17 protein-coding genes are annotated in these 21,491 nt (G+C 64.0%); 5 read left to right on the top strand and 12 right to left on the bottom strand.

The window, feature by feature from the left end; translation table 11 throughout:
• Window positions 1–65: 65 nt before the first annotated feature.
• Both AB4Y44_RS07625 and AB4Y44_RS07620 read right to left on the bottom strand, forming a co-directional pair.
• Window positions 66–557, bottom strand: a complete 492-nt coding sequence (locus AB4Y44_RS07625) for a methylated-DNA--[protein]-cysteine S-methyltransferase (RefSeq protein WP_342923130.1) — start codon at window positions 555–557, stop codon at window positions 66–68.
• Entirely contained in the window at window positions 554–2,002 is a 1,449-nt protein-coding gene (locus tag AB4Y44_RS07620; protein ID WP_368699137.1) for an AlkA N-terminal domain-containing protein, read from the bottom strand. The genes AB4Y44_RS07625 and AB4Y44_RS07620 overlap by 4 nt, the downstream gene beginning before the upstream one ends.
• Before the next feature lie 210 nt (window positions 2,003–2,212).
• Between AB4Y44_RS07620 and AB4Y44_RS07615 the strand changes: the two genes are divergently transcribed.
• Window positions 2,213–3,118, top strand: a complete 906-nt coding sequence (locus AB4Y44_RS07615) for a TauD/TfdA family dioxygenase (RefSeq protein ID WP_342923128.1) — start codon at window positions 2,213–2,215, stop codon at window positions 3,116–3,118.
• Window positions 3,119–3,452: 334 nt separating this feature from the next.
• Here AB4Y44_RS07615 and AB4Y44_RS07610 read toward each other — a convergent pair whose 3' ends face one another.
• The 8 genes from AB4Y44_RS07610 to AB4Y44_RS07575 form a co-directional block, all read right to left on the bottom strand.
• Complete coding sequence (locus tag AB4Y44_RS07610) at window positions 3,453–5,585, bottom strand: phosphocholine-specific phospholipase C (RefSeq protein ID WP_368699136.1); 2,133 nt, start codon at window positions 5,583–5,585, stop codon at window positions 3,453–3,455.
• Window positions 5,586–5,734: 149 nt separating this feature from the next.
• Window positions 5,735–6,001, bottom strand: a complete 267-nt coding sequence (locus AB4Y44_RS07605) for a hypothetical protein (RefSeq protein WP_342923126.1) — start codon at window positions 5,999–6,001, stop codon at window positions 5,735–5,737.
• Window positions 6,002–6,012: 11 nt separating this feature from the next.
• A complete protein-coding gene (locus AB4Y44_RS07600) occupies window positions 6,013–8,076 on the bottom strand; it encodes a LamG-like jellyroll fold domain-containing protein (protein ID WP_368699135.1) in 2,064 nt (687 codons plus the stop codon).
• A gap of 101 nt (window positions 8,077–8,177) precedes the next feature.
• Complete coding sequence (locus AB4Y44_RS07595) at window positions 8,178–9,068, bottom strand: LysR substrate-binding domain-containing protein (RefSeq protein ID WP_342923123.1); 891 nt, start codon at window positions 9,066–9,068, stop codon at window positions 8,178–8,180.
• A 284-nt stretch (window positions 9,069–9,352) separates the two neighbouring features.
• The gene (locus tag AB4Y44_RS07590) at window positions 9,353–9,784 is read right to left on the bottom strand and encodes a hypothetical protein (protein WP_342923122.1); all 432 of its coding nucleotides are present in this window, start codon (window positions 9,782–9,784) and stop codon (window positions 9,353–9,355) included.
• 439 nt (window positions 9,785–10,223) lie between these two features.
• The gene (locus AB4Y44_RS07585) at window positions 10,224–11,210 is read right to left on the bottom strand and encodes a zinc-dependent alcohol dehydrogenase family protein (protein WP_368699162.1); all 987 of its coding nucleotides are present in this window, start codon (window positions 11,208–11,210) and stop codon (window positions 10,224–10,226) included.
• Between the two features lie 46 nt (window positions 11,211–11,256).
• Window positions 11,257–12,654 (bottom strand): dihydrolipoyl dehydrogenase, encoded by a 1,398-nt coding sequence (locus tag AB4Y44_RS07580; protein WP_368699134.1) that lies wholly within the window; start codon window positions 12,652–12,654, stop codon window positions 11,257–11,259.
• 126 nt (window positions 12,655–12,780) lie between these two features.
• The gene (locus tag AB4Y44_RS07575) at window positions 12,781–13,695 is read right to left on the bottom strand and encodes a LysR family transcriptional regulator (RefSeq protein WP_368699133.1); all 915 of its coding nucleotides are present in this window, start codon (window positions 13,693–13,695) and stop codon (window positions 12,781–12,783) included.
• A gap of 125 nt (window positions 13,696–13,820) precedes the next feature.
• Here AB4Y44_RS07575 and AB4Y44_RS07570 point away from each other — a divergent pair, with 125 nt between their 5' ends.
• Both AB4Y44_RS07570 and AB4Y44_RS07565 read left to right on the top strand, forming a co-directional pair.
• Complete coding sequence (locus AB4Y44_RS07570; RefSeq protein WP_368699132.1) at window positions 13,821–14,744, top strand: DMT family transporter; 924 nt, start codon at window positions 13,821–13,823, stop codon at window positions 14,742–14,744.
• 118 nt (window positions 14,745–14,862) lie between these two features.
• Window positions 14,863–16,236 (top strand): LLM class flavin-dependent oxidoreductase, encoded by a 1,374-nt coding sequence (locus AB4Y44_RS07565; RefSeq protein ID WP_368699131.1) that lies wholly within the window; start codon window positions 14,863–14,865, stop codon window positions 16,234–16,236.
• Between the two features lie 87 nt (window positions 16,237–16,323).
• On the opposite strand, the gene AB4Y44_RS07560 is transcribed toward AB4Y44_RS07565, so the two are convergent.
• Window positions 16,324–17,124, bottom strand: a complete 801-nt coding sequence (locus AB4Y44_RS07560; RefSeq protein WP_368699161.1) for a MetQ/NlpA family lipoprotein — start codon at window positions 17,122–17,124, stop codon at window positions 16,324–16,326.
• A 189-nt stretch (window positions 17,125–17,313) separates the two neighbouring features.
• Here AB4Y44_RS07560 and AB4Y44_RS07555 point away from each other — a divergent pair, with 189 nt between their 5' ends.
• Together AB4Y44_RS07555 and AB4Y44_RS07550 are read left to right on the top strand one after the other, a co-directional pair.
• The gene (locus tag AB4Y44_RS07555) at window positions 17,314–18,810 is read left to right on the top strand and encodes an MFS transporter (RefSeq protein WP_342923117.1); all 1,497 of its coding nucleotides are present in this window, start codon (window positions 17,314–17,316) and stop codon (window positions 18,808–18,810) included.
• A 141-nt stretch (window positions 18,811–18,951) separates the two neighbouring features.
• Window positions 18,952–20,367 carry a YeiH family protein gene (locus tag AB4Y44_RS07550; protein ID WP_368699130.1) on the top strand — a complete coding sequence of 472 codons (1,416 nt, stop codon included), beginning with the start codon at window positions 18,952–18,954 and terminating at the stop codon, window positions 20,365–20,367.
• A gap of 223 nt (window positions 20,368–20,590) precedes the next feature.
• Here AB4Y44_RS07550 and AB4Y44_RS07545 read toward each other — a convergent pair whose 3' ends face one another.
• Window positions 20,591–21,415 (bottom strand): PhnD/SsuA/transferrin family substrate-binding protein, encoded by an 825-nt coding sequence (locus tag AB4Y44_RS07545; protein ID WP_342923115.1) that lies wholly within the window; start codon window positions 21,413–21,415, stop codon window positions 20,591–20,593.
• Window positions 21,416–21,491: the final 76 nt, after the last annotated feature.

Genomic DNA, 21,491 nt, shown 5'->3' with positions numbered 1-21,491 from the left:
GTGAACCGCTTTCAGACCGGCGGCGAAGGCCTGATCCAGCGTTGCGAGGCGGTCCATTCGAGTTGTCATTCCAAAGGGGCGGCGTGTTCGAGTTCGAGCAGCGCCGCCTTGCGATCCACGCCGCCTGCGTAGCCGGTCAGCGCGCCGTTCGTCGCGACGACACGGTGGCACGGAACAATCACGGAAACGGGGTTGCGGCCCACCGCGCTCCCGACTGCACGCGCGTGCCCCGAGTCCAGACGCAAGCGCCTCGCGACCTCCGCGTAGGAGATCACCCGCCCATACGGAATCGCTTCAAGCTCCTTCCAGACCCGCCGCTGAAACGGTGTGCCCCGCAATGCAATGGGAAGCCCGAAGTCCCGTCTCTCGCCGGCAAAGAACTGCGTGATTTGGCGCTGTGCGTAAAGCGCGAGCGGCGGCGCTCCGGTACCGATGCGCGTGAGCGACATCTGCGGAAAGTACTTCTGGCCCACGAAAAAGAGGCCTGTCAGGAAATCGTCTTCTATGCGCAGCGCGATATTCCCCAATGGACTCGGAATCAGGTAGCCGGGTGTCATCTGAGTTGTCCCTCGAGTTGGCTCCACATGTGAAGGGTTGCGTAGGCGCGCCACGGTTCCCATTGTCCGGCGTGGCGGCCGAGTGCAGATGCGCGCGCGTAGCCCAGTCGCTTTTTCAGCTTCAGGTCACATGGCGGAAAGGCATTGGGCCACGCGAGGGCGCGCATGGCGATGTATTGCACGGCCCATTCGCCGATGCCATGAATGTTCCGCAGCGCACGGAGCGTTTCCTCCAGCGGCGCCGCGGGCTCGAGCCTGATGCGCCCCGACGACACTTCGATTGCGAGCGCAACGATCGCCTCTGCGCGCTTTCGCGTCATGCCCGTACCTTCGATTGCGGAAGCGGGCTCACGTGCGAGCTTTGCAGCGGACGGAAAAACGCGGGTCAATGCATGCGGCGCGCTGACCTGCGTGCCAAAGCGCTCGGCAATGCGTGAGAGGATGCGTTGCGTGTTCGTTGAATGCGGTGATTGCCCGGCCAGGGCGCACACCGCGATCTCAAAGCCGTCCACGGCGCCCGGAACGCGCATGCCCGGTTGTCCGTCGGCGAGGTCGCCGAGATGCGGATCGATCAGATCGGGGCGCGAGTCCAGATCGAACAGACGCCTGACGCGCGGCAGAAGCTGCCCCACGACCGGCATCAGCAACATTGGCAAGGTCACTTCGAGCGCGTAGCGTTGTGGCATGTGCCGTACGCTGAACCACCCGTGGATGTCGTGGCCTTTGTGGCTCAATGCGAGGGTCCGCGTATAGATCTCGTCGCCGATATGCTCGACGCCACCTGTCTGCCGGCGTGCGAGGAACGCGAGGATGCCGGACCAGCAGAACGGCGGCCGATAGCCCAGCGGAAAGGTCACGCTTTCCGCATTCGAAGCATTGGGGGCATCGGTTTCTTTGCGGAACCGCAGTGGGTTCAGGCCGTATTGCTTCAGGAACAGGTCGTTGAACCGCCGTACGCTGCCGAATCCCGCCGTGAGTGCAACGGCGTTCACCGGCAAGCGGGTATCGGTCAGCAGCCGCTTGGCCATCAGCAATCGTTGGGTTTGAGCGAACTCCATCAGCGACACGCCGAATTGCGCATCGAAGATCCTGCGCAGATGCCGGTCGGTCACGCCCACGCGTGCGGCCAGGTCAGCCAGCCTGCCGGTATTGAGGAAACCCTCTTCGATCAGCGTCGCGGCGGCGCGCGCGAGCCTGCTCGATACGTCCAGCAGGCCGTTGCCCGGGGCCAGTTCAGGGCGGCACCGCAGACAGGGGCGGAAGCCCGCGCGTTCAGCCGCAGCGGCGTTGGAGAAAAAGTGGCAGTTCTGGCGCTGGGGCGTGCGCACCGGGCAGACCGGGCGGCAGTAAATCCCCGTAGACGAAACGCCGACGAAAAACCAGCCGTCGAAACGGCGGTCCCTCGAGAGCATGGTCTGGTAGCAAGTGTCGGGATCGAGGCGCATGTCGAGACTTTAAAACAGATTCAGTGAGGATTCTGGCCAGATTCGGACATGAGTATTCTTGCATTTAGCGCCGGTCTGCGATTTATGCTGCCGTATGCCTTAACAGCGCCTTTATGACTCGAACGGATAAACGTATCGGATTTGCTTCGTTGTCAGCCGGCGGCCGGATCACGTAGATTGAAGCCATCGCTTACCTGAAAGGCTTGCTGCGTGATTACCCCTGCCACCTTCACCGCTTCCGCCGCATCGAGCGCGCAGGCGTCCCAACGCTTCGACATTCTTCCCCTGGATGCGCCGCTCGGCGCGGAAGTGGTCGGCCTCGATCTCACGCAGCCGCTGTCGGGCGAAGACTTCGCGCGCATTCATCGTGCGCACCTCGATCACCATGTGCTGGTGTTTCGCGACCAGCGCATCACGCCGGAGCAGCAGGTCGAATTCAGCCGCCGCTTCGGGCCGTTGCAGATCCACGTGCTGCATCAGTTCGCGCTGGCGGGCCACCCGGAGGTGCTGATCGTTTCGAACATCGTGGAGAACGGCAAGCCCATCGGTCTTGGCGACGCGGGACACTTCTGGCATTCCGATCTTTCATACAAGGAGAAGCCGAGCCTGGGCTCGCTGCTGCATGCGCAGGAGTTGCCCGCGGAGGGCGGCGACACGCTGTTCGCCAACATGCATCTCGCGTGGGAGACGCTGCCTGCGCATTTGCGCAGCGCCGTGGAGGGGCGGCGCGCCGAGCACACCTATCTCGCGCGCTATGCGGAACTCCAGGCGCGCAGCCCGTGGCGGCCGAATCTCACGGCGGAGCAGATCGCGCAGGTAAAGCCCGTTGTGCATCCCGTCGTGCGCACGCATCCGGAAACGGGCCGCAAGGCGCTGTTCGTGAGCGAGCACTTCACGACGCGCATAGTCGATCTACCCGAGGACGAAAGCCGCGCGCTGCTCGATGCGTTGTTCGCGCACAGCGTGCGCGCGGAGCATTGCTACCGCCACGAATGGCGCGAGCACGATCTCGTGTTCTGGGACAACCGTTCGCTCATGCATCTCGCGGCGGGCACGCCCGATCATTTGCGCCGTAGGCTTTATCGCACCACCATCGAAGGCGACACGCCGTTCTGATGCGCCAGATACAGCACAGAATAAAAAGGAATCCATAGTATATCTCTTTCCATCGATAATGCGTTCGCGAAACGCGCGAGTATATGGCGCCGTGCGGGCGCGTGCTTCACGACCTTGCAAACAGGTCCGCGCCAGTCAGGATCGAATGCTGGAAGTCGTCTTCATCCATCGGCGTGCACGAAAAATTCCAGAGCGTGTACTCTCGTTAATGTCGATACTGAATTTCCACGTGTGCGGACCCTCGGCGGGCTGGGAGAGGGTAGTGGGTGCCGGGCTCGCTCGAATGGCCGCGCTATGAGCAGCGGCCCGCCTCTGCACGAACCGCGCCGCACATTTAGCTCCCCATTGCGGGATCGCTGACACTGTCCGCCCCCGTTTCGACCCGCCCTGCAAATCGGCGGGTTACGCCGTTCTCGGCGGCGAGCGTAAAGTCATACCAGCCATTCGATGACGTCACCGACCAGTACGGCTCGACCTGCATGCCGGGCGGAACCGCGTAGGTCCAGGGGCCATCGGTCCGGTACGCGTTCGATGTGACAGTCGGATTGGTGGCGACACTGCCTGTGTTCATGATGGTCAGATAAACGGCGTTGTTGCCCGTGTCATAGCATACGCGAATCTCAGGATTGGGCCCGCTTGTCGCTTTGGTAATGTTGCCAGTGAACTGGCGGTGCAAGCCGTTCGGGCCGAGCACCCAAAGATCGTAGGCGCCCGCATCCGCTGCGGCTGGTGTCCACACATCCGAAAGCTCCTTGCCGGCTTCCACCGTGTAGCGGTGGGGTGGTTTGTCGAGATGCAGCTTGTCGTAGACGTGAAAGACAGCGCCCGCGCTGCCGGTGTTGCTGAAGATGAGCCACACGTTGCCGTTCTTCGTGTCGACATTGGCGCTGGTGTGCAACTGATACGGCAGCGCACGCGACGGACGCGCCATTAGCGACTGCTTTGGCATCGTCTGGCTCGCGACCGAAGGCACCGGCACCGCGCCAAGCGTGCTTTGCTGCGCACTCTGGGCATCGGCGGCGGATTTGGTCGGTGCGGGGAGAGGCGCGACGGCCGTATCATTTGGACTACTGAAGTTGAAGCAGGAGGTGAGGTCGCCGAATACTGTGCGACGCCAGGGGCTGATGTTCGTTTCGCGCACGCCGAAACGCTGTTCGAGGAAGCGCAGCACCGAGGTGTGGTCGAAGACCTGAGAGTTGACGAAGCCGCCCGTGCTCCACGGCGACACGACGAACATCGGCACCCGCGGACCGGGTCCGTATGGCTTGCCGTCCGGTGCGAGCGGTGAAGAGTCGCCCGGCGGATTGGGAAGGGTGAAGTATTCGTATTGCGTCGTGACCGTCGACTTGCCGGCATAAGTGCCGTTGCCATTCGGGGAGGGCGGATTGGGCGGAGGCATATGGTCGAAGAAGCAGTCGTTCTCGTCGTAGTTCACGAAGAGCACGGTCTTGCTCCAGACATCGGGGTTAGCCGTGAGCGTGTCGAGCAGTAACTGCAGGTAGTAAGCGCCCTGGCCTGGGGTAGACGATCCAGGGTGCTCGCTATACGCCCCCGGCGAAACGATCCAACTCACCTGCGGCATTTGTCCCGCAGCGATGTCGTTGGCGAGGGCCTGCAGGAATCCGCCATCGGGCATCGTGTTGCCGATGCCTTTATAGAGCGGCGAAAGCGCCTCCATTGCCGGTGTATAGGGAGCGTTCGGCGAACCGGAAATGGTTTCGTTGACCTTGCGAAACACTGCGAAGCCAGCGTGCGGGTTGTCATTATAGTTATCGGGCTGGTTCTCGTAGACCTTCCAGCTCACTCCCGCGGCTTGCAGACGCTCCGCGTAGGTGGTCCAGGTCAAGCCCGTCGCCGACGGGCCGAGGCCGTCCCATCCATTGTTGTTGACGACCGCATAGTTAGAGCCGGTGGGGCCGTTCGTGCCGGTCCACATGAAGATGCGGTTCGAGTTGGTGCCGCCGTGCAGCGAGCAGTGGTACGCGTCGCAGATCGTGAACGCGTTCGCGAGGGCGAAGTGAAAGGGGAGGTCGGCGGACTGTAGATAGCCCATCGATACGTCGCCCTTCGATTTCGGCCATTGCGTCATGCGGCCGTTATCCCAGGCGCTGTGCGTGTCGGTCCACGAGTGCGCGCCACCCGCAAGCAGCGCATTGCCCTTGGTGCTGTCCAGATAGAACGGTAGCACGGTGCGGCTGCCGTCGCTCTGCTGCCAGACAGTGGAGCCGCCCGGCTGTGGGATCGTGAAGCGGTCGGCGAAGCCGCGCACGCCAGGTAGCGTGCCGAAATACTGATCGAAAGAGCGGTTCTCCTGCATGAAGATCACGACGTGCTGCACGTCGTTGATCGTGCCGGTCGTGTTATTCGCGGGAATTGCGAGCGCGCGCCGGATGGCGGGTGGGAACACGCTGAACGTCGCGCCGGCCGCCGCGGCGCGCAGGAATTGACGGCGATCCAATGAAGTCATGATGTGGTGGGTTTTCTTCTACGTTGTCTTCGCGCGTTGCCGCGCGATACGAGCGCCGAACCGAGGGGCACGAACAGGCGCTTTGCGTGGAGCGCGAGCCGTGCGTCGGGCCTGCGCTGGGGACGCCTTGCGCGCGGTTCGCGTGACGTTCACGGCGCGCAGTTCAGCTGCGTGTTGAGCAGCGGCTGCGAGGCGGCCACGCCAAGGGCCGCGTAGCTGCCCGAGGCGGGCGCCGCCACGATCGCGACCGGCGCGCTTGCGCCACCCGCACCCGTAGCCGCTCGCGCGGAAGACCCGCCGTTCGAACCGGGGCCGCAGGCCGTGAGCAGCGTGCACATCAGCCCGGTGAGCAGCGCACCTGCGCTGCGGCGCACGTGCTGTGTGCCGTGCATTGCGAGAAAGCTGTTCGCATTCATCGAGGAGCCACTTATGGGAGAAGGGTGGAGAGCGGCTTGCCCGAAGCGAAGACTGTCTTCAGTTCAGCCTCAGTGACGGTGCGGTTCCAGAGCGCGAGGTCGCTGAACGACTGCACATCCGGGGGCGTAGCCGCGCACTTGCCAGGCGTGTAGGGCGGGGTGTCCTTGCACGCGTTCATGTAGTACTGGCCTGTGCCGTCCTCGTTGAGGCCGAAAGCGCCGAGGCCCGGCAGCTTCGACGCGGTCACCGTGACCGAGGCCGTGTACTTCTCTTCGCCGAGCACTGGATCAAACACGTAGCCCGTCATGGACTTGCCGATAGTGTCGATTGTGAATGCTACGTAGGCCCACTTGTTCGCGGTGATGGTCGCAGAGTTCATGTCGTTGCGCGTAGTCCCGTCGCCGATATTGAAGCGCACGTTACAACTCGTGCCAGAACCCGGGAACAGCGCGATCGCGATACCGGGGTTGCCCCCCGAGTAGTAGTTTTTGTTCGAGAAGATTGGCGTGCCGTTGCCTGTGAGATTCTGGCAAGACGTCATGACCCAGAAGCCCATCGTGAACTGCGGCTGTTTCGTCACGTCGTTGTTCTGCACGAGCTTGTAGCCGTCGTACCCATTCGTGTCGACAATGTTCGTATCCACCTTGAGACCCTGGCCGCCAAACGGATCCGGCGTAAGCGAGCCGCCGTTCGCATCCGCCGCCCAGGGGCCGAGCGTGCTGGCCGCCATCTTGTCGGCGGCTGGCAGCACGCCGAATGGATAGTATGTCGAGAGGCCGTTGGTCAGCGTCGTCGCGAGAGGAGGGGGCGGGGGCGGGGGCGGAGGGGGCGCCACATACTCGATCTGGATCAGCGACGCGAGCGGCGCATTGCCCGCGGCCACCACGTAGTTGAACGTATAGGCGCCGGTTGTGCTGACGCCGAGCTGGCTGTCCGTGTACGTCGTCGTGCCTGCAGGGAGCGTGGCGATCTGCTGGCCGTTGCGTAGCACCGAGATCGCGCCGCTCGAAGGCGGGGTCCAACTGAGCACCGTACTCGCATTGTCGCTGCCGGTGACACCGATGAGCTGCGACACCGGCTGCTGGCCGACCAGTTCGCCGCCGTCGAGCGCATACGTCACCGCGCTCGGCAGCGCACCCCAATAGGCGAGCAGCGTGGGCGTGATATCTGCAATGCTGGCGCGGGTATATAGGTCCGCGAGCGAGGTGGGGGCGGCCGGATTGGTGAGGCGCCCGTTGGGTTGCTGGTTGATGCCGATGAAGCTCGTCGACTCCGGCGCGAGTGGCAGGGCGTCGGTGCCACCCGCGGCATTGAGGCCGTGGCTGGTTGTCACGAGCACGAGCCAATTCTCCCCACTGCGTTGCGACACGTCGCCGACGAGCGTGCCGACGGCACTGTCGAGTTGTGCGAGCGTGGCTGAATAATTCGACGAGTTGAGGCCCCAGTTGAGAGCGGCGTCTTCGGCGGAGTGATACTGGGCGACGACGAGCGAGTAGCCGTTGTCGATCATGCTCTTGCCTTGAGTCGTCACGCAGCTGTCGACTGAGGCGCAGTTGACCACGGTGTCGATGTAGCCGGCGTTCTGGTCGGGCGTCAGGATCGAGGCGAAACCAGGCGAATCGACGGCTGCGCCCAACTTGCCCGCACCCGCGGACTTCAATATTGAGAATACGGTGGACGCATGCAGCGCCTGGTTTGGCGCGTCGGATTCGATCTGATGACGGTCGGCCCAGGAACCGGTCACGATCGTGGCCCAGCCGGGCATATCGAGATTCGGTTGCTGGCTGAGCGTGCTGTTCACGCCGCCACTATAGGCAGGCGCAATGTTCAGCTTCGCGAGGTTCGGCAGAGTGCCGCCCGAGATGCCTGCAGTGAGGGCGCTATAGGTCACGCCGTCGAGCTCGATTACGAGCATCTTGTTGAGAGTGCTGCTGGCTGACCCCGATGATCCGATCGCCGCGTTGCCTGAAATGGTCCGGTTTGCCGCCGATGGCGTGCCCCCGCCGCCGCAACCGCTGAGCGCGGTGACGAGCGCGAGACCCCATGCGGCGTATACGAATGCCTGTCTTGTCATGGTTATCCCCCTGCAAAGATTCGCCGGTGTATCCAGCGATTGAGGGCGATATTAGGCAGCAGGCAAGACGCCTATATTGCGTTCTGCGCAAGATCCCCGATTCACGTATCGGTTTTTTTTATGGGGAGGTCGATGGTCTCGGCCAACGTCGCCATGAATGTGGTGATGAGACGCGCGCCCGAACGGCTGCGCAGGTGGTAAAGATATTCGTATACGGCAGGGCATTCCGGCTCGATGGACACGGAAACGAGCGCCGAGCCGAGGGGCACCTCGCCCGCGGGCATCAGGGCGCAGCCGAGGCCGAGACGGATCGCTTCGCAGATCGCTTCGCGGCTGCCGATCTCGATGAGCGCCCGAGGCTCCACGCGGCGCTGCCCAAGCGCGGCCTCCGTTGCGTCGCGCGTGCACGAGCCCTGTTCGCGCAGCAGCAGCGTTTCGGCCGCGAGCACGTTCAAGTCGACGCTGCGCTGCCCCGCAAGCGGATGGCGAGGTTCGACGACGAGTACGAGCCGATCACTAGCGATGCGATGCAACTCGAGGCTCTCGTCGTCCACGTGATGGGACGAGACCGCGATATCGACGCGATGCTCCGTGAGCGCGTCGAGCACGGCTTGCGAATTGCCGATCTCGATGCCGATCTGGACGTGAGGATAGCGACGACGAAATGCGGCGATGGTCGGCAGGACGTAGTAGGGGCCAGTGGTCCCGAGCCGGAAGCTGCCCGCGAACAACTCGCACTCGTTGCGCAGTACGAAGTCGATGTCGCTCTCCGCCTGCGTCATCCGGTCAATGAACGGCATGAGCGCCGCGCCGGTCTTTGTCACGTCAAGGCGGCTGCCGCGCCGGTGAAAGAGTTGCACGCCGTACCGTTTCTCGAGCTGCTGGATGCGCGCTGTGACGGTAGGCTGACTTATCCCCAACCGTCGCGCGGCAGCCGTGACGCTGCCCTGTCGAACCGTTTCGTAGAATGCAGCAAGCAGAGGAGCGAGCATTTTCTATTTTCCCAGACAGTATCCGGCGGAGGGGATGCAGCATGTGGGCCGACCGTACACCACCAGTCCAGTCCCACGTTCGTGAGATACGTAAGGACTGGAAGCTTTATCCGGGGCACGCGCTACCGAGTTACGAAGTCATTTCCTTGCGGTAGCGATTTGCATGGAAGATAACCTCTGCTTCGCCGTTGCGAACAAGCTGCCATTGAAAATTGGCTTTGCGGCCAGTACGCGTTGCACCGCCTCCGTCGCGAGGAGGTCTTCTGCGAAGGTGTCGTCGTACATTATCGCCCGACGCTTGACGTCGCTGGCAAGAGGGTTACGGAAGGATTACGGAGCGCGTCGAACACGATATGTGTTTCCGTTTGAGATACGGGGCGGGCAGCACCAGCGAACACCAGTACGTCGTCCAATCCCATGAAGTTGACGGGAAAAACCATCAAAAAAGTCAGACTTTTGGTACCGTCCGGCAGTTCTGCGATCTGCTCGATCGGAGGGCTGTATTGCGACCATGCGTTCGCGTGGTCTCTCGGCAAGTCGTGTTCATTGTCCGTTTTCAGGCACGCGGAGATGGTGTGCGAGTGCAGGCCGGCGCTGCGATAGCACTCCGCCGTCTTGTCTGCGAAGAGGCGCCAATTGCCGGCGGGGGTGTATTCCGTGCGGTCCACATAGATGTAATCTCTCACTCGGCCGCCGACATTCTGAACGATTTCCATGGCGTCGCCAAGATCCCGCAGCTTCGAATATGTGCGTCTGAGGTCGTCGCTGGCAAGTGGCGTGTATGTGCTCGAGGTGAGGTGTTCGCGCGCAGAAGATTTCGTTCAGTCGAATTGCTGCCCAAGCGCTTTAAGCAAAAGCCGTTACATAAGGCCACTCAGCAACCGCTTAGTTCTACGACTCGAAGGAGTCGAGGGATTCAATCGCTTTCTCAAGGTTGCGTCTTCTGCGCCGATTACCGGCGACTTACCTCCAGGTCCGAGGGTATAGGTTTACACCATGAATCTCAGACAGAAATTCGTCAGTCTGGCAGTTGGCACAGGATCTGCCAGCATTCGGAGAAAGGGCAGTAAGTTCATTTCACTGCGCCAGCGTTGCCCGAATGTGTCAACCATGTCTCCGCACACCCGTTACCCATGTCTCCGGTCCATACACCGCTCAACCGATCTCAACCACAATCTTGCTAGCCGCGCTGCCGTCGGCCACGGCCTCATGAGCCCGCTCGGTTTCACCCAGCGCGAAGCGCCGCAAATCCACCCGCGGCTTGAGCTGCCCCCCCTCGGCAAGCCGCGTCGCTTCGCCAAGCATCTCACCATGATGCACGCGGTTCTTACCGCGCAAAAGCGGATAAAGCGTAAACACACCCGAATAAGTCGCCTCACGAAACGACAGCGGCGCGAGCGCATGCGTACCCCACCCGAGCGCGCTCACCACGTGCCCATAATGCTTGACCGCGGCAAACGAAGCATCGAGCGTCTTGCCGCCCACCGTGTCCACCACGAGATCGAACCCGGCACCCGCCGTATGCGCCTGAACATACTGCTCGACGCTTAGTGCGCCGTAATCGATCGGCGTCGCACCCAGTTGAGAAATCACCTCGGCGTTGCGCGCGCTACCTGTCGCGAAGACGTTCGCCCCGAGTGCCCGCGCAATCTGCACGGCCACATGCCCGACGCCACCCGCGCCGCCCTGAACCAGCACGCTCTGTCCCGCCGCCAGGTGCGCGCGATCGACGATGCCCGACCACGCCGTTATGAACGCCAGCGGCAGCGCGGCGGCTTCGCGCATCGAGAGATTCGCGGGCTTGCGCGCGAGAAGGTCCGCGTCGACGGCGGCGTACTCGGCCAGCGAACCTTGAATGCCGCCCACGCCGCCCGTCATGCCGTACACCTCGTCGCCGGGCGCGAAACGCGTGACGCCCGCGCCGACCGCTTCGACCACGCCCGCCATGTCGATGCCGAGCACGAGCGGCAGCGGATGCTTCGCATGCTCGGCCTTGCCTGCACGAATCTTGACGTCGAGCGGATTGAGGCCCGCAGCATGGACGCGCACGAGCACCTGGCCCGTTTGCGGCTGCGGGCGATCGAGCGTGGCCAGTTCGAGCGGACCATCGTACTGGCTGAGGACGAGTGCTTTCATTGTCAGTGTGTGTGCCGTTGCGGGTTGTAAAGGATAACCAGGCGAAATTCGCCTAGCCCTTGTGATTGAGCTGCGAGGCGGCATCGCGCAGCGCCGTGCGCAAGCCTTCCTCCACCACCGGGTGATAGAACGGCATCGCCACCATGTCGTCCACGCTCAGTCCCATCTGCACGCTCCACGCGAGCAGGTGCCCGATATGTTCGCCCGCCGGTCCAAACCATTCCGCACCCACGAAGCGCCGCGTCGCGCGATCCACGTACACGTGGCCGATGCCGTGGTTCTTGAGCATCACGCGGCTGCGGCCCTGGTCCTCGAAGCTCACGGCACCCGTCACGAAGCTGCCTTCCACCAGTTCCCGATGTGACTTGCCAACCATGGCGATCTGCGGATCCGAGAACACGATCGCAAGCGGCGCACGGCGCGCAACGGGTTCGACTTCGGGAAAGCGAGCCGCATTGCGGCCCGCGGCGCGGCCCTCGTCGGCGGCTTCGTGCAGCAGCGGCAGCACGTCGTTCGCGTCGCCCGCCAAAAATACCGGCGCGGTGCCGACTTGCAGCGTAGCCGGGTCGAAACGCGGCACGCCGTGCGCGTCGAGTTCGAGCGAGGTGTTTGCAAGGCCCAGGTTCTCCACGTCGGGTTCCCGGCCCGTTGCTGCCAACACGTAATCAAACGTTGCTTCGGAGTGCGTGCCATTCGAGCGGGCGTACCGCAGCGTCACGCCTGCATCGCTGCGCGCAGCCGATACGACGCGTCCCTGCGTCTCGAACTGCATTTCCGCGCCGAACACGCGGTGTGCTTCGCTGATCAGACGCGGGTCCGTGAGCGGCCCTACGCTGCCGTGCGAGCCGCCGTACAACGTAACCCGCACGCCGAGCCGCGCAAGCGCCTGGCCGAGTTCGAGACCGATCACGCCCGCGCCGACCACCGCCACGCTGCTCGGCAAGTCCTCCCAGGCAAACACGTCGTCGTTGACAATGAGCCGGTCGCCAAGTCCGGCGAGCGAGTCGGGCACCGTGGGCGTCGAGCCCGTGGCGATCACGACGCTTTTCGCGCGCACCTGCGTGTGCTCGCCAACCTGAAGCAGGCCGTCGTCGATGAAGCGGGCGTGCCCAACGAGGCGGTCCGCTTCGGGCAGCGCGAGCGTGCTGTCCACGACGAAACCGACGAACCGGTCCCGCTCGCTGCGCACGCGCTCCATCACGGCCCGGCCGTCGATTTCCATGCCGAGCGGATTCACACCGAAACGCGGCGCCATGGTCACCGCGTGCGCCGCCTCGGCTGCCGCGATCAGCAGCTTCGAAGGCATACAGCCCACGCGCGCACACGTCGTGCCGTAAGCGCCGCCTTCAATGATGATTGCGCTTGCACCTTCCGCCTTCGCGGCGCGGTAGGCGGAGAGTCCGGCCGTGCCGGCGCCGATGATGGCGACATCCGTTCGCAGGGTTTGCATCGTGTTTCCTCGAGGGGTTCATGCATGCGTTTCCATGACCCAGTCTAGGAGGTCCACCCGCGCGGGTGAATGTCGGCGCTGCTCAAGTTCATGCCCGATCGTCTCACGGGCGGCGCGGGTCGCCGGTCACCCGGGCATGTGCTGCGCGAGCCAGTCGATCAGCGCGCGCACTTTCGGCGGCAAAAAGCGGTTGGGCGGATAGAGCATCCACACCGGGCCGCTATACGCGCGCGGCTCCAGCGACCACTCGGGCAGCACGCGCACGAGCAGGCTGTCGCGCAGTGCATCCGCCGCGGCGAATTCGGGCAGGCTCGCAATGGCCCAATCCGCAAGCGCCGCATCGCGCCGCGCGCCCACGTCGTTGGCGATATAGCGGCCTTTCACCTCGACGGCATGCGTTTGCGCGCCGCGCCGGAAGGTCCAGCGGTTGTCGTCGGGCGTTTCGCCGAGATAGAGGCAGTCGTGGCTGGCGAGGTCCTTGGGGTGCTTCGGCGTGCCGTGCGCGTGCAGGTAGCCGGGGGACGCGCACGGCATCCACTGCAGCGTGCCGAGCCGCCGCGCCGCGAGCCCCGGCGGCGGCGTGGGCGTCGGGCGAATCACGATATCGACGCTGTCGCGCACCGGATCGACGTCGCGGTCGGTGAAGATGAGTTGCACCGCGACCTCCTCATACGCGCGCAGGAAGCCGGAAATCAACGGATGAATGACGCTTTGCGCAAACGAAATGGGCGCGCTGATGCTGACGCGGCCATGCGGGCGGCCGGTCAGGCGGCTGGCGGCTTGCGCCGCGCTCGCGGCGGCTTCGACCATGTCCGTGCAGTGCCGGTAGACCTCGGTGCCGGATTCCGTGAGCCGCAGGCTGCGCGTGGAACGCTCCAGCAGGCGCGTGCCGAGCGCACGTTCGAGCCGCTGCATCTGGCGGCTCACGGTGGAAGGCGTGCTACCGAGATGGCGCGCCGCGACCGAGAAATTACCGGCGTCGACCACGCGGGCGAAGGTGGCCAGATCCGGCAGCAGCGGCAGGAGGTCGGCGGGATTCATGGCAGGCAGGGCGAAGTCATCTGTGCATTCGAAGCATAAATGATATTCAGTTGTAGCGGATTATCGCCGCGAAAGCATCGTTGGACAATGTGACGGTTTCCGGCTTATCCGCAGGCTCGTTCCCGATGAATGCTCTGACCCGTTCTTACCGCACCGTCGATCTACTGCTCGTGGCCGTCGCGCTCATCTGGGGCACGAGCTACGGCGTGGTGAAGGGCGCGCTGCTCGTCTACCCGGTGCTCGGTCTGCTCGCGCTGCGCTTTGGCATCACGTTCGTACTGCTGTCGCCCGCGTTGCGCGGTCTGCGTCATGTGACATGGCGCGAGCAGATCGGGGTGCTCGTCGCGGGACTCCTGCTGCTCGGCATCTTTCTGGCCGAGACGTTTGGCGTTTCACTCACGAGCGCCTCGAGTGCCGCGTTTCTCATTAGCCTGTGCGTGGTCCTCACGCCACTCGTGGAGTGGGCGTGGCTCAAGCGCGCGCCGCGGCCGGTGGAATGGGCGGCGGCCGGCGTGTCGCTGCTCGGCGCGCTGCTCCTGACGGGCGGCCATGTGGCGGCGAGCCCCGGCGATCTGCTGGTCGTGCTGGCCGCGCTGCTGCGCGCACTGGCGACCTGCGCGGTCAAGCGCGTGATGAAGTCGGGCGCCTTGCCGGCGCTCACGGTGACGGCGGTCCAGTCCGCCGTCGTGTCGATCGGCTGCGCCGCGCTCGCGATCACTGTCGCGCCCGAACAGTGGCAACCGCTGCCGCACTGGCAGGGGCACGGCGTGTTCTGGGGCAGCGTGATCTATCTCGTGGCGGGCTGCACGCTGTTCGCGTTCTTCGTGCAGAACTACGCCGTGAGCCGCAGCAGCCCCACGCGCGTGGCGTTGCTGATGGGCAGCGAGCCGGTGTTCGGTGCGCTCTTTGCCTGCGTGTGGCTGGGCGAGCGGCTTTCTTTGCCCGCGTGGATCGGCGGCATGTTGATCGTTGCGGCTTCGCTTTTCGCGCTCAAACGTGAACCCCAGGTCGAAGCGCAGATTGAAGCGCAGGACGCCATCAAAGCGTAGGTCGCGCCCACATCCGCAAAGCTGATATGCAATTGCGAATTAACTGGTAGGGGATCCAGACGCAGGCTGTTCCAATGGGCATTTCGACCTGGTCGATGCCGCAGGAGCGAGCCTTACGATGGCAAAAACGAACAAACCTATTCTGCTCAACGCGTTCAACATGAATTGCGTGGGACACATCAATCACGGGCTGTGGACGCACCCGCGCGACCGCTCGACCGACTACCGCACGCTCGCGTACTGGACGAATCTCGCGCGCACGCTGGAGCGCGGGCTCTTCGACGGGCTGTTTCTTGCCGATATCGTGGGTGTCTACGACGTCTATCAGCGCAACGTGGACGTGACGCTGCGCGAGTCGATCCAGTTGCCGGTGAACGACCCCACACTCGTCGTGCCGGCCATGGCCGCCGTGACCGGGCATCTCGGCTTTGGCGTGACGGTGAACCTCACGTACGAGCAGCCTTATCTGCTGGCGCGGCGCTTTTCTACGCTCGATCACCTCACGCAAGGCCGCATCGGCTGGAACATCGTGACAGGCTATCTGGACAGTGCGGCACGCGCCATGGGACTCGAGCAGCAACTGCCGCACGACGAGCGCTACGACCGTGCGGACGAGTACCTGGAAGTCCTCTACAAACTCTGGGAGGGTAGCTGGGAAGCGGACGCCGTGAAGCGCGACAAGGCCGCGCGTGTTTTCGCCGATCCTGCGAAGCTGCATCGCGTGGCGCATGCGGGACGTTACTACCGTGTGGACGGCTATCACCTTGCGGAACCGTCGCCGCAGCGCACGCCGGTGCTGTTCCAGGCCGGCAGTTCGGGGCGCGGGCAGCGCTTTGCGGCGCGTCACGCGGAATGCGTGTTCATTTCGCCGCCCGGGCGCGCTGCTGCGCGCGAGACGGTGCGTGCGCTGCGCGAACAGCTCGTGCAAGCGGGGCGCCGGCCCGACGATGTGAAGGTCTTCGTCGGCGTGGCGGTGGTGCCGGGCTCCACTGAGCGCGAAGCGCGCGAGAAGTATGCCGACTACCGGCAATATGCGAGCCGTGAAGCGGGGCTGGCGCATTTCGCGTCGAGCACGGGTGTCGATTATTCGCAATACGATCTGGACGCGCCCGTGGATTATGCGCCGGGCAATGCGATCGAATCCGCCACGCGGACGGCGAAGCAACACGGCTGGACGCGGCGCAAGCTGCTGGAGATGTTCGAGCTGGGTGGGCGCTATCCGGCGATTGTCGGCAGCGCTTCGCAGGTGGCGGATGAACTGCAGGCGTGGATTGACGAGGCGGATGTGGATGGGTTCAACCTGAGCCGCACTGTCGTGCCCGAGAGCTACGAGGATTTCGTGGATCTCGTCGTGCCGGAATTGCAGGCGCGTGGGCGGTATAAGACGGCGTATGCGCCGGGGACGTTGCGGGAGAAGTTGTTTGGGGGGGAGGCTACCTTGCCGCAGCGGCATGCTGGGGCGGGGTATCGGTGGGGGACTGAAGTTGTTTGAATGGGATTTAATGGGAGAGGCCAAAGCGCCGGGGAGCCGCGAATAAAAAAGCATCACGGCGCCCCGCGGCAAACCCCACCCACTCCCTTACTGCTGCGGCGCCCCCTGCCAGGCAGGCAACGTAGCCCCGTGATACACAGCAATAATCTCCGAAGCCACATTAGGCTGCTGATAGCTCTCCACAAGCGCACGCACCCAACCCGCGTTGGCATCCTTCTCATTCACGGCAATGAAGTTGCGATAAGGATTGCCCGTCACCTTCTCCTGAGCAATCCGCTCCTGCGGGATCTTGATCCCCGACTTCACGGCCCAGTCCGTATTGACGACGGCCGCGTCCAGATCGCCGATCGCGCGCCCGACGATCCCCGAATCGAGTTCCTTGATATGGATATTCTTCGGATTCTTCGCGATGTCGCGTGCGGTCGGCAGCAGGCCGACGTCGTCGCGCAACGTAATGAGCCCCTGGGCCTGGAGCAACAGCAGCGAGCGGCCTTCGTTGCTCGGATCGTTCGGCACGCCAATGGTCGCGCCCTGCGGCAAATCCGCGACCGACTTCACCTTGCGTGAGTACAGCCCGATCGGCTGCACGTAGGTAAAGCCGACCGGCACGATCTTGTAGCCGCGTGCCTTGATCTGCGCGTCGAGATACGGCTTGTGCTGGAAGGAATTGGCGTCGAGGTCGTGGCTGGAAAGCGCTTCGTTGGGCTGCGTGTACTCGGAGAACGTGGTCACCTTGATCGTGAGGCCGCGCTTCGCGGCGTTGGCGGCGACCACGCGCCACACGTCCTCGTCCTCACCCGACATGATGCCCACGCGCAACGTCTGGTCTGCCGCGTGTGCGAGCGTCGCGCCCCCGAAACTTACGCCCAGCGCGAGCGAAGCCAGCATCGCGCCCAGCAAGGTTCTTTTCTTCATAGGATCCGTTATTCGAAGAGTTGTGGATAAGGCGATGCTAGAGAGCGCGCGGCAAGCGGACAACCAATTTTCGGAGGATTGCTTAGCTATATTCGTCGTTTTGCGGCGCGCAGCGGCGTGGCTAGGATGCAGCGATTCCATCCATCACGCGAGTCTCGTTCCATGTCCACTCTCGCCGTTGCCGCTTCTGAACTCGTCGAAGCCGCCGGGCAGGCGCAAGCCCCACAACATGCCGTGATCCGCTCCGCTCAGGACGTCTCACGCATCGTCAACGCCGGGGCCGCGCAGGGCAGCAACGCGCGCATCGTGATCGCCATCGCGCTGGGCGGCGTGTTTCTCGACGCCTACGATCTCACCTCGCTCGCCTATGGCATCAAGGACATCGCGCGCGAATTCTCGCTGTCGCCCGTGCAAGTCGGCTTCGTTTCGGCGGCCATTACGTTCGGCGCGATTCTCGGCGCCCTGTTCGGCGGCTATCTCACGGACCGCATCGGGCGCTACCGCGTATTCATGGCCGACATGCTGTTCTTCGTCGTGGCCGCGATCGCGGCCGGCCTCGCACCCAACGCCTGGGTGCTGGGCGGCGCACGCTTTCTCATGGGCTTCGGGGTGGGGCTCGATCTGCCAGTCGCCATGGCGTTTCTTGCCGAGTTCTCGCGCGTGGCGGGCAAGGGCAACAAGGCGGCCAGCGTGGCGGCGTGGTGCCCCGCATGGTACGCGGCCACGAGCACCTGCTATCTGCTCATTCTCGGCCTCTATGCGATCCTGCCCGAGCATCAGCTCGGCTGGCTCTGGCGCATCACGCTCGCGTTCGGCGCGGTGCCGGCGCTCGTCATCATTGCCGTGCGTAGCCGCTATATCAGCGAGTCGCCCGTGTGGGCCGCGAATCAGGGCGATCTGGAAGGCGCGGCGCACATTCTCAAGCGCTCGTATGGCGTGGATGCCGTGGTCGAGCGCGGCGAAGCGCCCACGCGAGCGCCGCGTGCCGCTTCATGGCGCAACTACGGCGTGCTTTTCAACGCCACGTATCGTCGCCGCACGATTCTTGCCGCAACGATCGGCGCGGCGTCTTCTTTCGGTTACAACGCGATCATCTTCGGCCTGCCCGTGATCATCGCGAGCTTTCTCCAGCAGGGTCCGCTCACCACCATTGTCGCTTCGCTCACGCTCAACCTCTTGTTCGCATTCGTTGGCGGGTTGATCGGCGTGCGTACCGCGCCCACTGTCGGCGCGTGGAAAATGACCGTGCTCGGCCACACGCTGCAGTTCGTCTCGCTCATTGGTCTCGCGCTGATCGGCCATCCGGGCAGCGCCTTTTTCGTTGTGGTCGCCATTCTGCTGCTGGGCGGCTATCTGTTCGGGCAGGGCTTCGGCCCCGGTTCGCATTGCATGACCTATGCATCGCTCAGTTATCCGACCTCGCTGCGCGGCATTGGCGTGGGTTTCAATCAGACGCTCGTGCGCTCCGCTTCCACGGTGTCGCTATTCCTGTTTCCCGTGCTCGCCGCGGCGCTCGGCACGAAGGTCTTCTGGGTGATCGCCATCGCGCCGCTCGCTTCGCTGCTCGTGCTGCTCGCGATCCGGTGGGAGCCCTCGGGCTACGACATCGATAGTGAGGATTATGCGGATGAACCCGAAGAAGCTGCAATTGGAGCATAAGCAAAGAGGAATAAGTCATTTTCGTTTCGAACATACGCATTCCATACTGAGTGCGAGGCGCGCGCTTCGGGATGTGTAGCGCCTGTTTAACGGCGACATGGCGATTGCCGCAATCGAGGTTTGAACAGGGGAAAACTAACTATGAGCCATACGACTCTTGCGGATGAGGGTGGCAAGCGCGCGGGTGAGACCGTCACCGCGCAACGCAGGCCGTTCGGGACGGAAGACTGGTGGGCGGTTGCAATCGGGCTGTTCGTGATTGCGATCGCATATGGGCTGTTTGCTTCGGGCGGCAGTATCAAGAGCCTTGCCGTGGCGCCCGGGCGCTGGAACGACTTCGACGAGCTCGCTCGCAACCTCGCCGCGCATGCGGGAGCCTATGTCGCGCTTTTCGTGGGGTTTGCGGCCGTGTTCTCGGTGGCCATTGCGGCGCTCGGCTTGCCGGTCGCGCAATTCATTCGGGGATTCTTCGTCCTCTTCGTGGTGTCGGCGGCCATCTTCATCGTCGGCGCCTGGGCGCAGGCCGCGCGCTACAACCTTGAGCCGCCGCTCATCGCACTGGCGCTCGGGCTCATCGTGTCGAATATTTTCACTGTGCCCGCCTGGCTTGCGCCGGCGCTGCGCGTGGAGTTCTACATCAAGGTCGGGATCGTGCTGCTCGGCGCGACGCTGCCGCTCACGTTGATTGTGTGGGCGGGACCGGTTGCCGTGGGGCAGGCTACCATCGTTTCGCTCGTCACGTTTTTCGTGATCTATGGCACGGCGCGGGCGCTGAAGATCGACCAACGCTTCGCCGCAGTGCTCGGCGTGGGCGGTGCGGTGTGCGGCGTTTCGGCCGCGATCGCGATTGCGGGCGCGGTGCGCGCGCGGCGCGAGCAGGCTTCGGTTGCGATCACGCTGGTCGTGGTGTGGGCGATCGTGATGGTGTTCGCGCTGCCGGCGCTTTCGCGTGCGTTCGGCCTGCCGACTGGTGTGGCTGGGGCCTGGATCGGCACTTCGGAGTTCGCGGACGCGGCGGGCATTGCTGCCGCCCAGGCCTACGGCGACTTTGCGCGACACGCGAGCGGCGCAGTGGCGGGTGCGCCCGATGCATCGCTGCAAGCATTCGTGTTGATGAAGGTGGTGGGCCGCGACATCTGGATCGGCATCTGGGCCTTCGTGCTGGCGATCGTGGCGACCACGCGCTGGGACCGCGAGGCCGGTGACGAAGTGCAGACCACGACGCGCGCCCGCGAAATCTGGACGCGGTTTCCCAAGTTCGTGGTCGGGTTCGTGATTGCTTCGGCGTTTGTCACGTGGGTCGCTTCGCACTACACGCTGGCCGAATACCGCGGCGCCGTAACGCCAGGCTTCGTCGCGCCGATCGTCGCGTTGCGCACGTGGGCGTTCACGTTCTGCTTTCTCAGCATCGGCCTCACGACACGCTTCGCCGCGCTTTCGTCAACGGGCGTCAGGCCTCTCGTCGCGTTCACGGTCGGTGTGGCCGTGAATGTGGTGCTCGGGTATCTGCTTTCGGCGCACCTGTTCGCGCCGTACTGGCTTGCGCTCGGAAAATGAACTTGAATGGCGCGGCGCAATCCGGGAAGCGCCCACTGTGCGGGCAGTGTGCGCACTGGGCCGAAGACCGCGCGTTGTTGGAGGCACGCATCCCCGGGTTGGCTTCGTTCGGCTCGGCTTATGGGGCGAGTGTTGGGGAGAGCCGGTTATGTCTGCGGCACGACCGTTTGACTCAACCGGAGGACCGCTGCGCGGCATTTGTTGCGCGCATCGCGTGAGGCATTCAACGAAGCTCGGGATAGCCTTGCTGCGCGGCGGCATTCGCGATTGCTTCGATCTCGGCGTACGTTTCTCCCCTGAGTCGCGCGAATCCGCGCAGGCGCAACCTGCGTGCGCGCTCGGCGTCGGCTGCATGAGCGGCATCTAGCGCATCTCGCAGCCTGTGCGTCTGATCTTCGCCGAGCGCACGTGAGGCGATCAGCGGAAGGCCTGGGGCTGAGGCTGTCATGCCGATGGTTTGCACGCCGTCGAACCGTTCGGGATGCGAATCGTGCAGCAATGCGAACATGACGCAGTCGATGGCGCCCACGTCGGCGGCGCCGCTTGCCAGCGCATCTAACGTGGCCGCGTGCGAGCCTGTCCAGAGTACCGAGGCGAAGAAGCGGCCCTCGCGTGCAAGCGGCGCGACCGCGTGGCGCAACGCGTTCATGCCGCTATGCGAATCCGCGCTGTTGCATGCGGCGCGCAGGCCGCGGCACGCTTCCAGCGTTTTCGCGCCGCGTTCCCACGCCTGAGATGAAACGGCGAGCACGCTTCGATAGCGCGGGCCGTCGCAACCGGGTGCGTCGAATATCGGGGTCGCAATCAGGCGGACTTCGTTGGCCAGGCCGAGCATGCGGTACGGAAACCCGCAAGTCTGCGAGAGCAGCAAGTCCTCGCGGCGCCAGTGAGGCATGAGTTCGCCCTCCGGCGCGTTCTCGATCGTGATGTCGCCCATGTCGAACGAGCGCGCAACGATGGCCAGACTGTCGCTCAATAGCGAGCGCCACGCCGCCGCATGTTGCGGCGTCACGTTGTACATCGGCAGGGAGGTGATCCAGCGGGTCATCGGCGCATTCTACGCCGCACGCACGTGGCGCGTCGCGCAGCGCGGTGAGATAAGCAAATGGCAATTCATTGGTTGG

This window comes from Paraburkholderia sp. BR10937 (genome assembly GCF_040965695.1).
Classification (GTDB): domain Bacteria; phylum Pseudomonadota; class Gammaproteobacteria; order Burkholderiales; family Burkholderiaceae; genus Paraburkholderia.
Note: the sequence above shows the minus strand (reverse complement) of the source record. Positions and strands in the feature narration are given on the sequence as shown.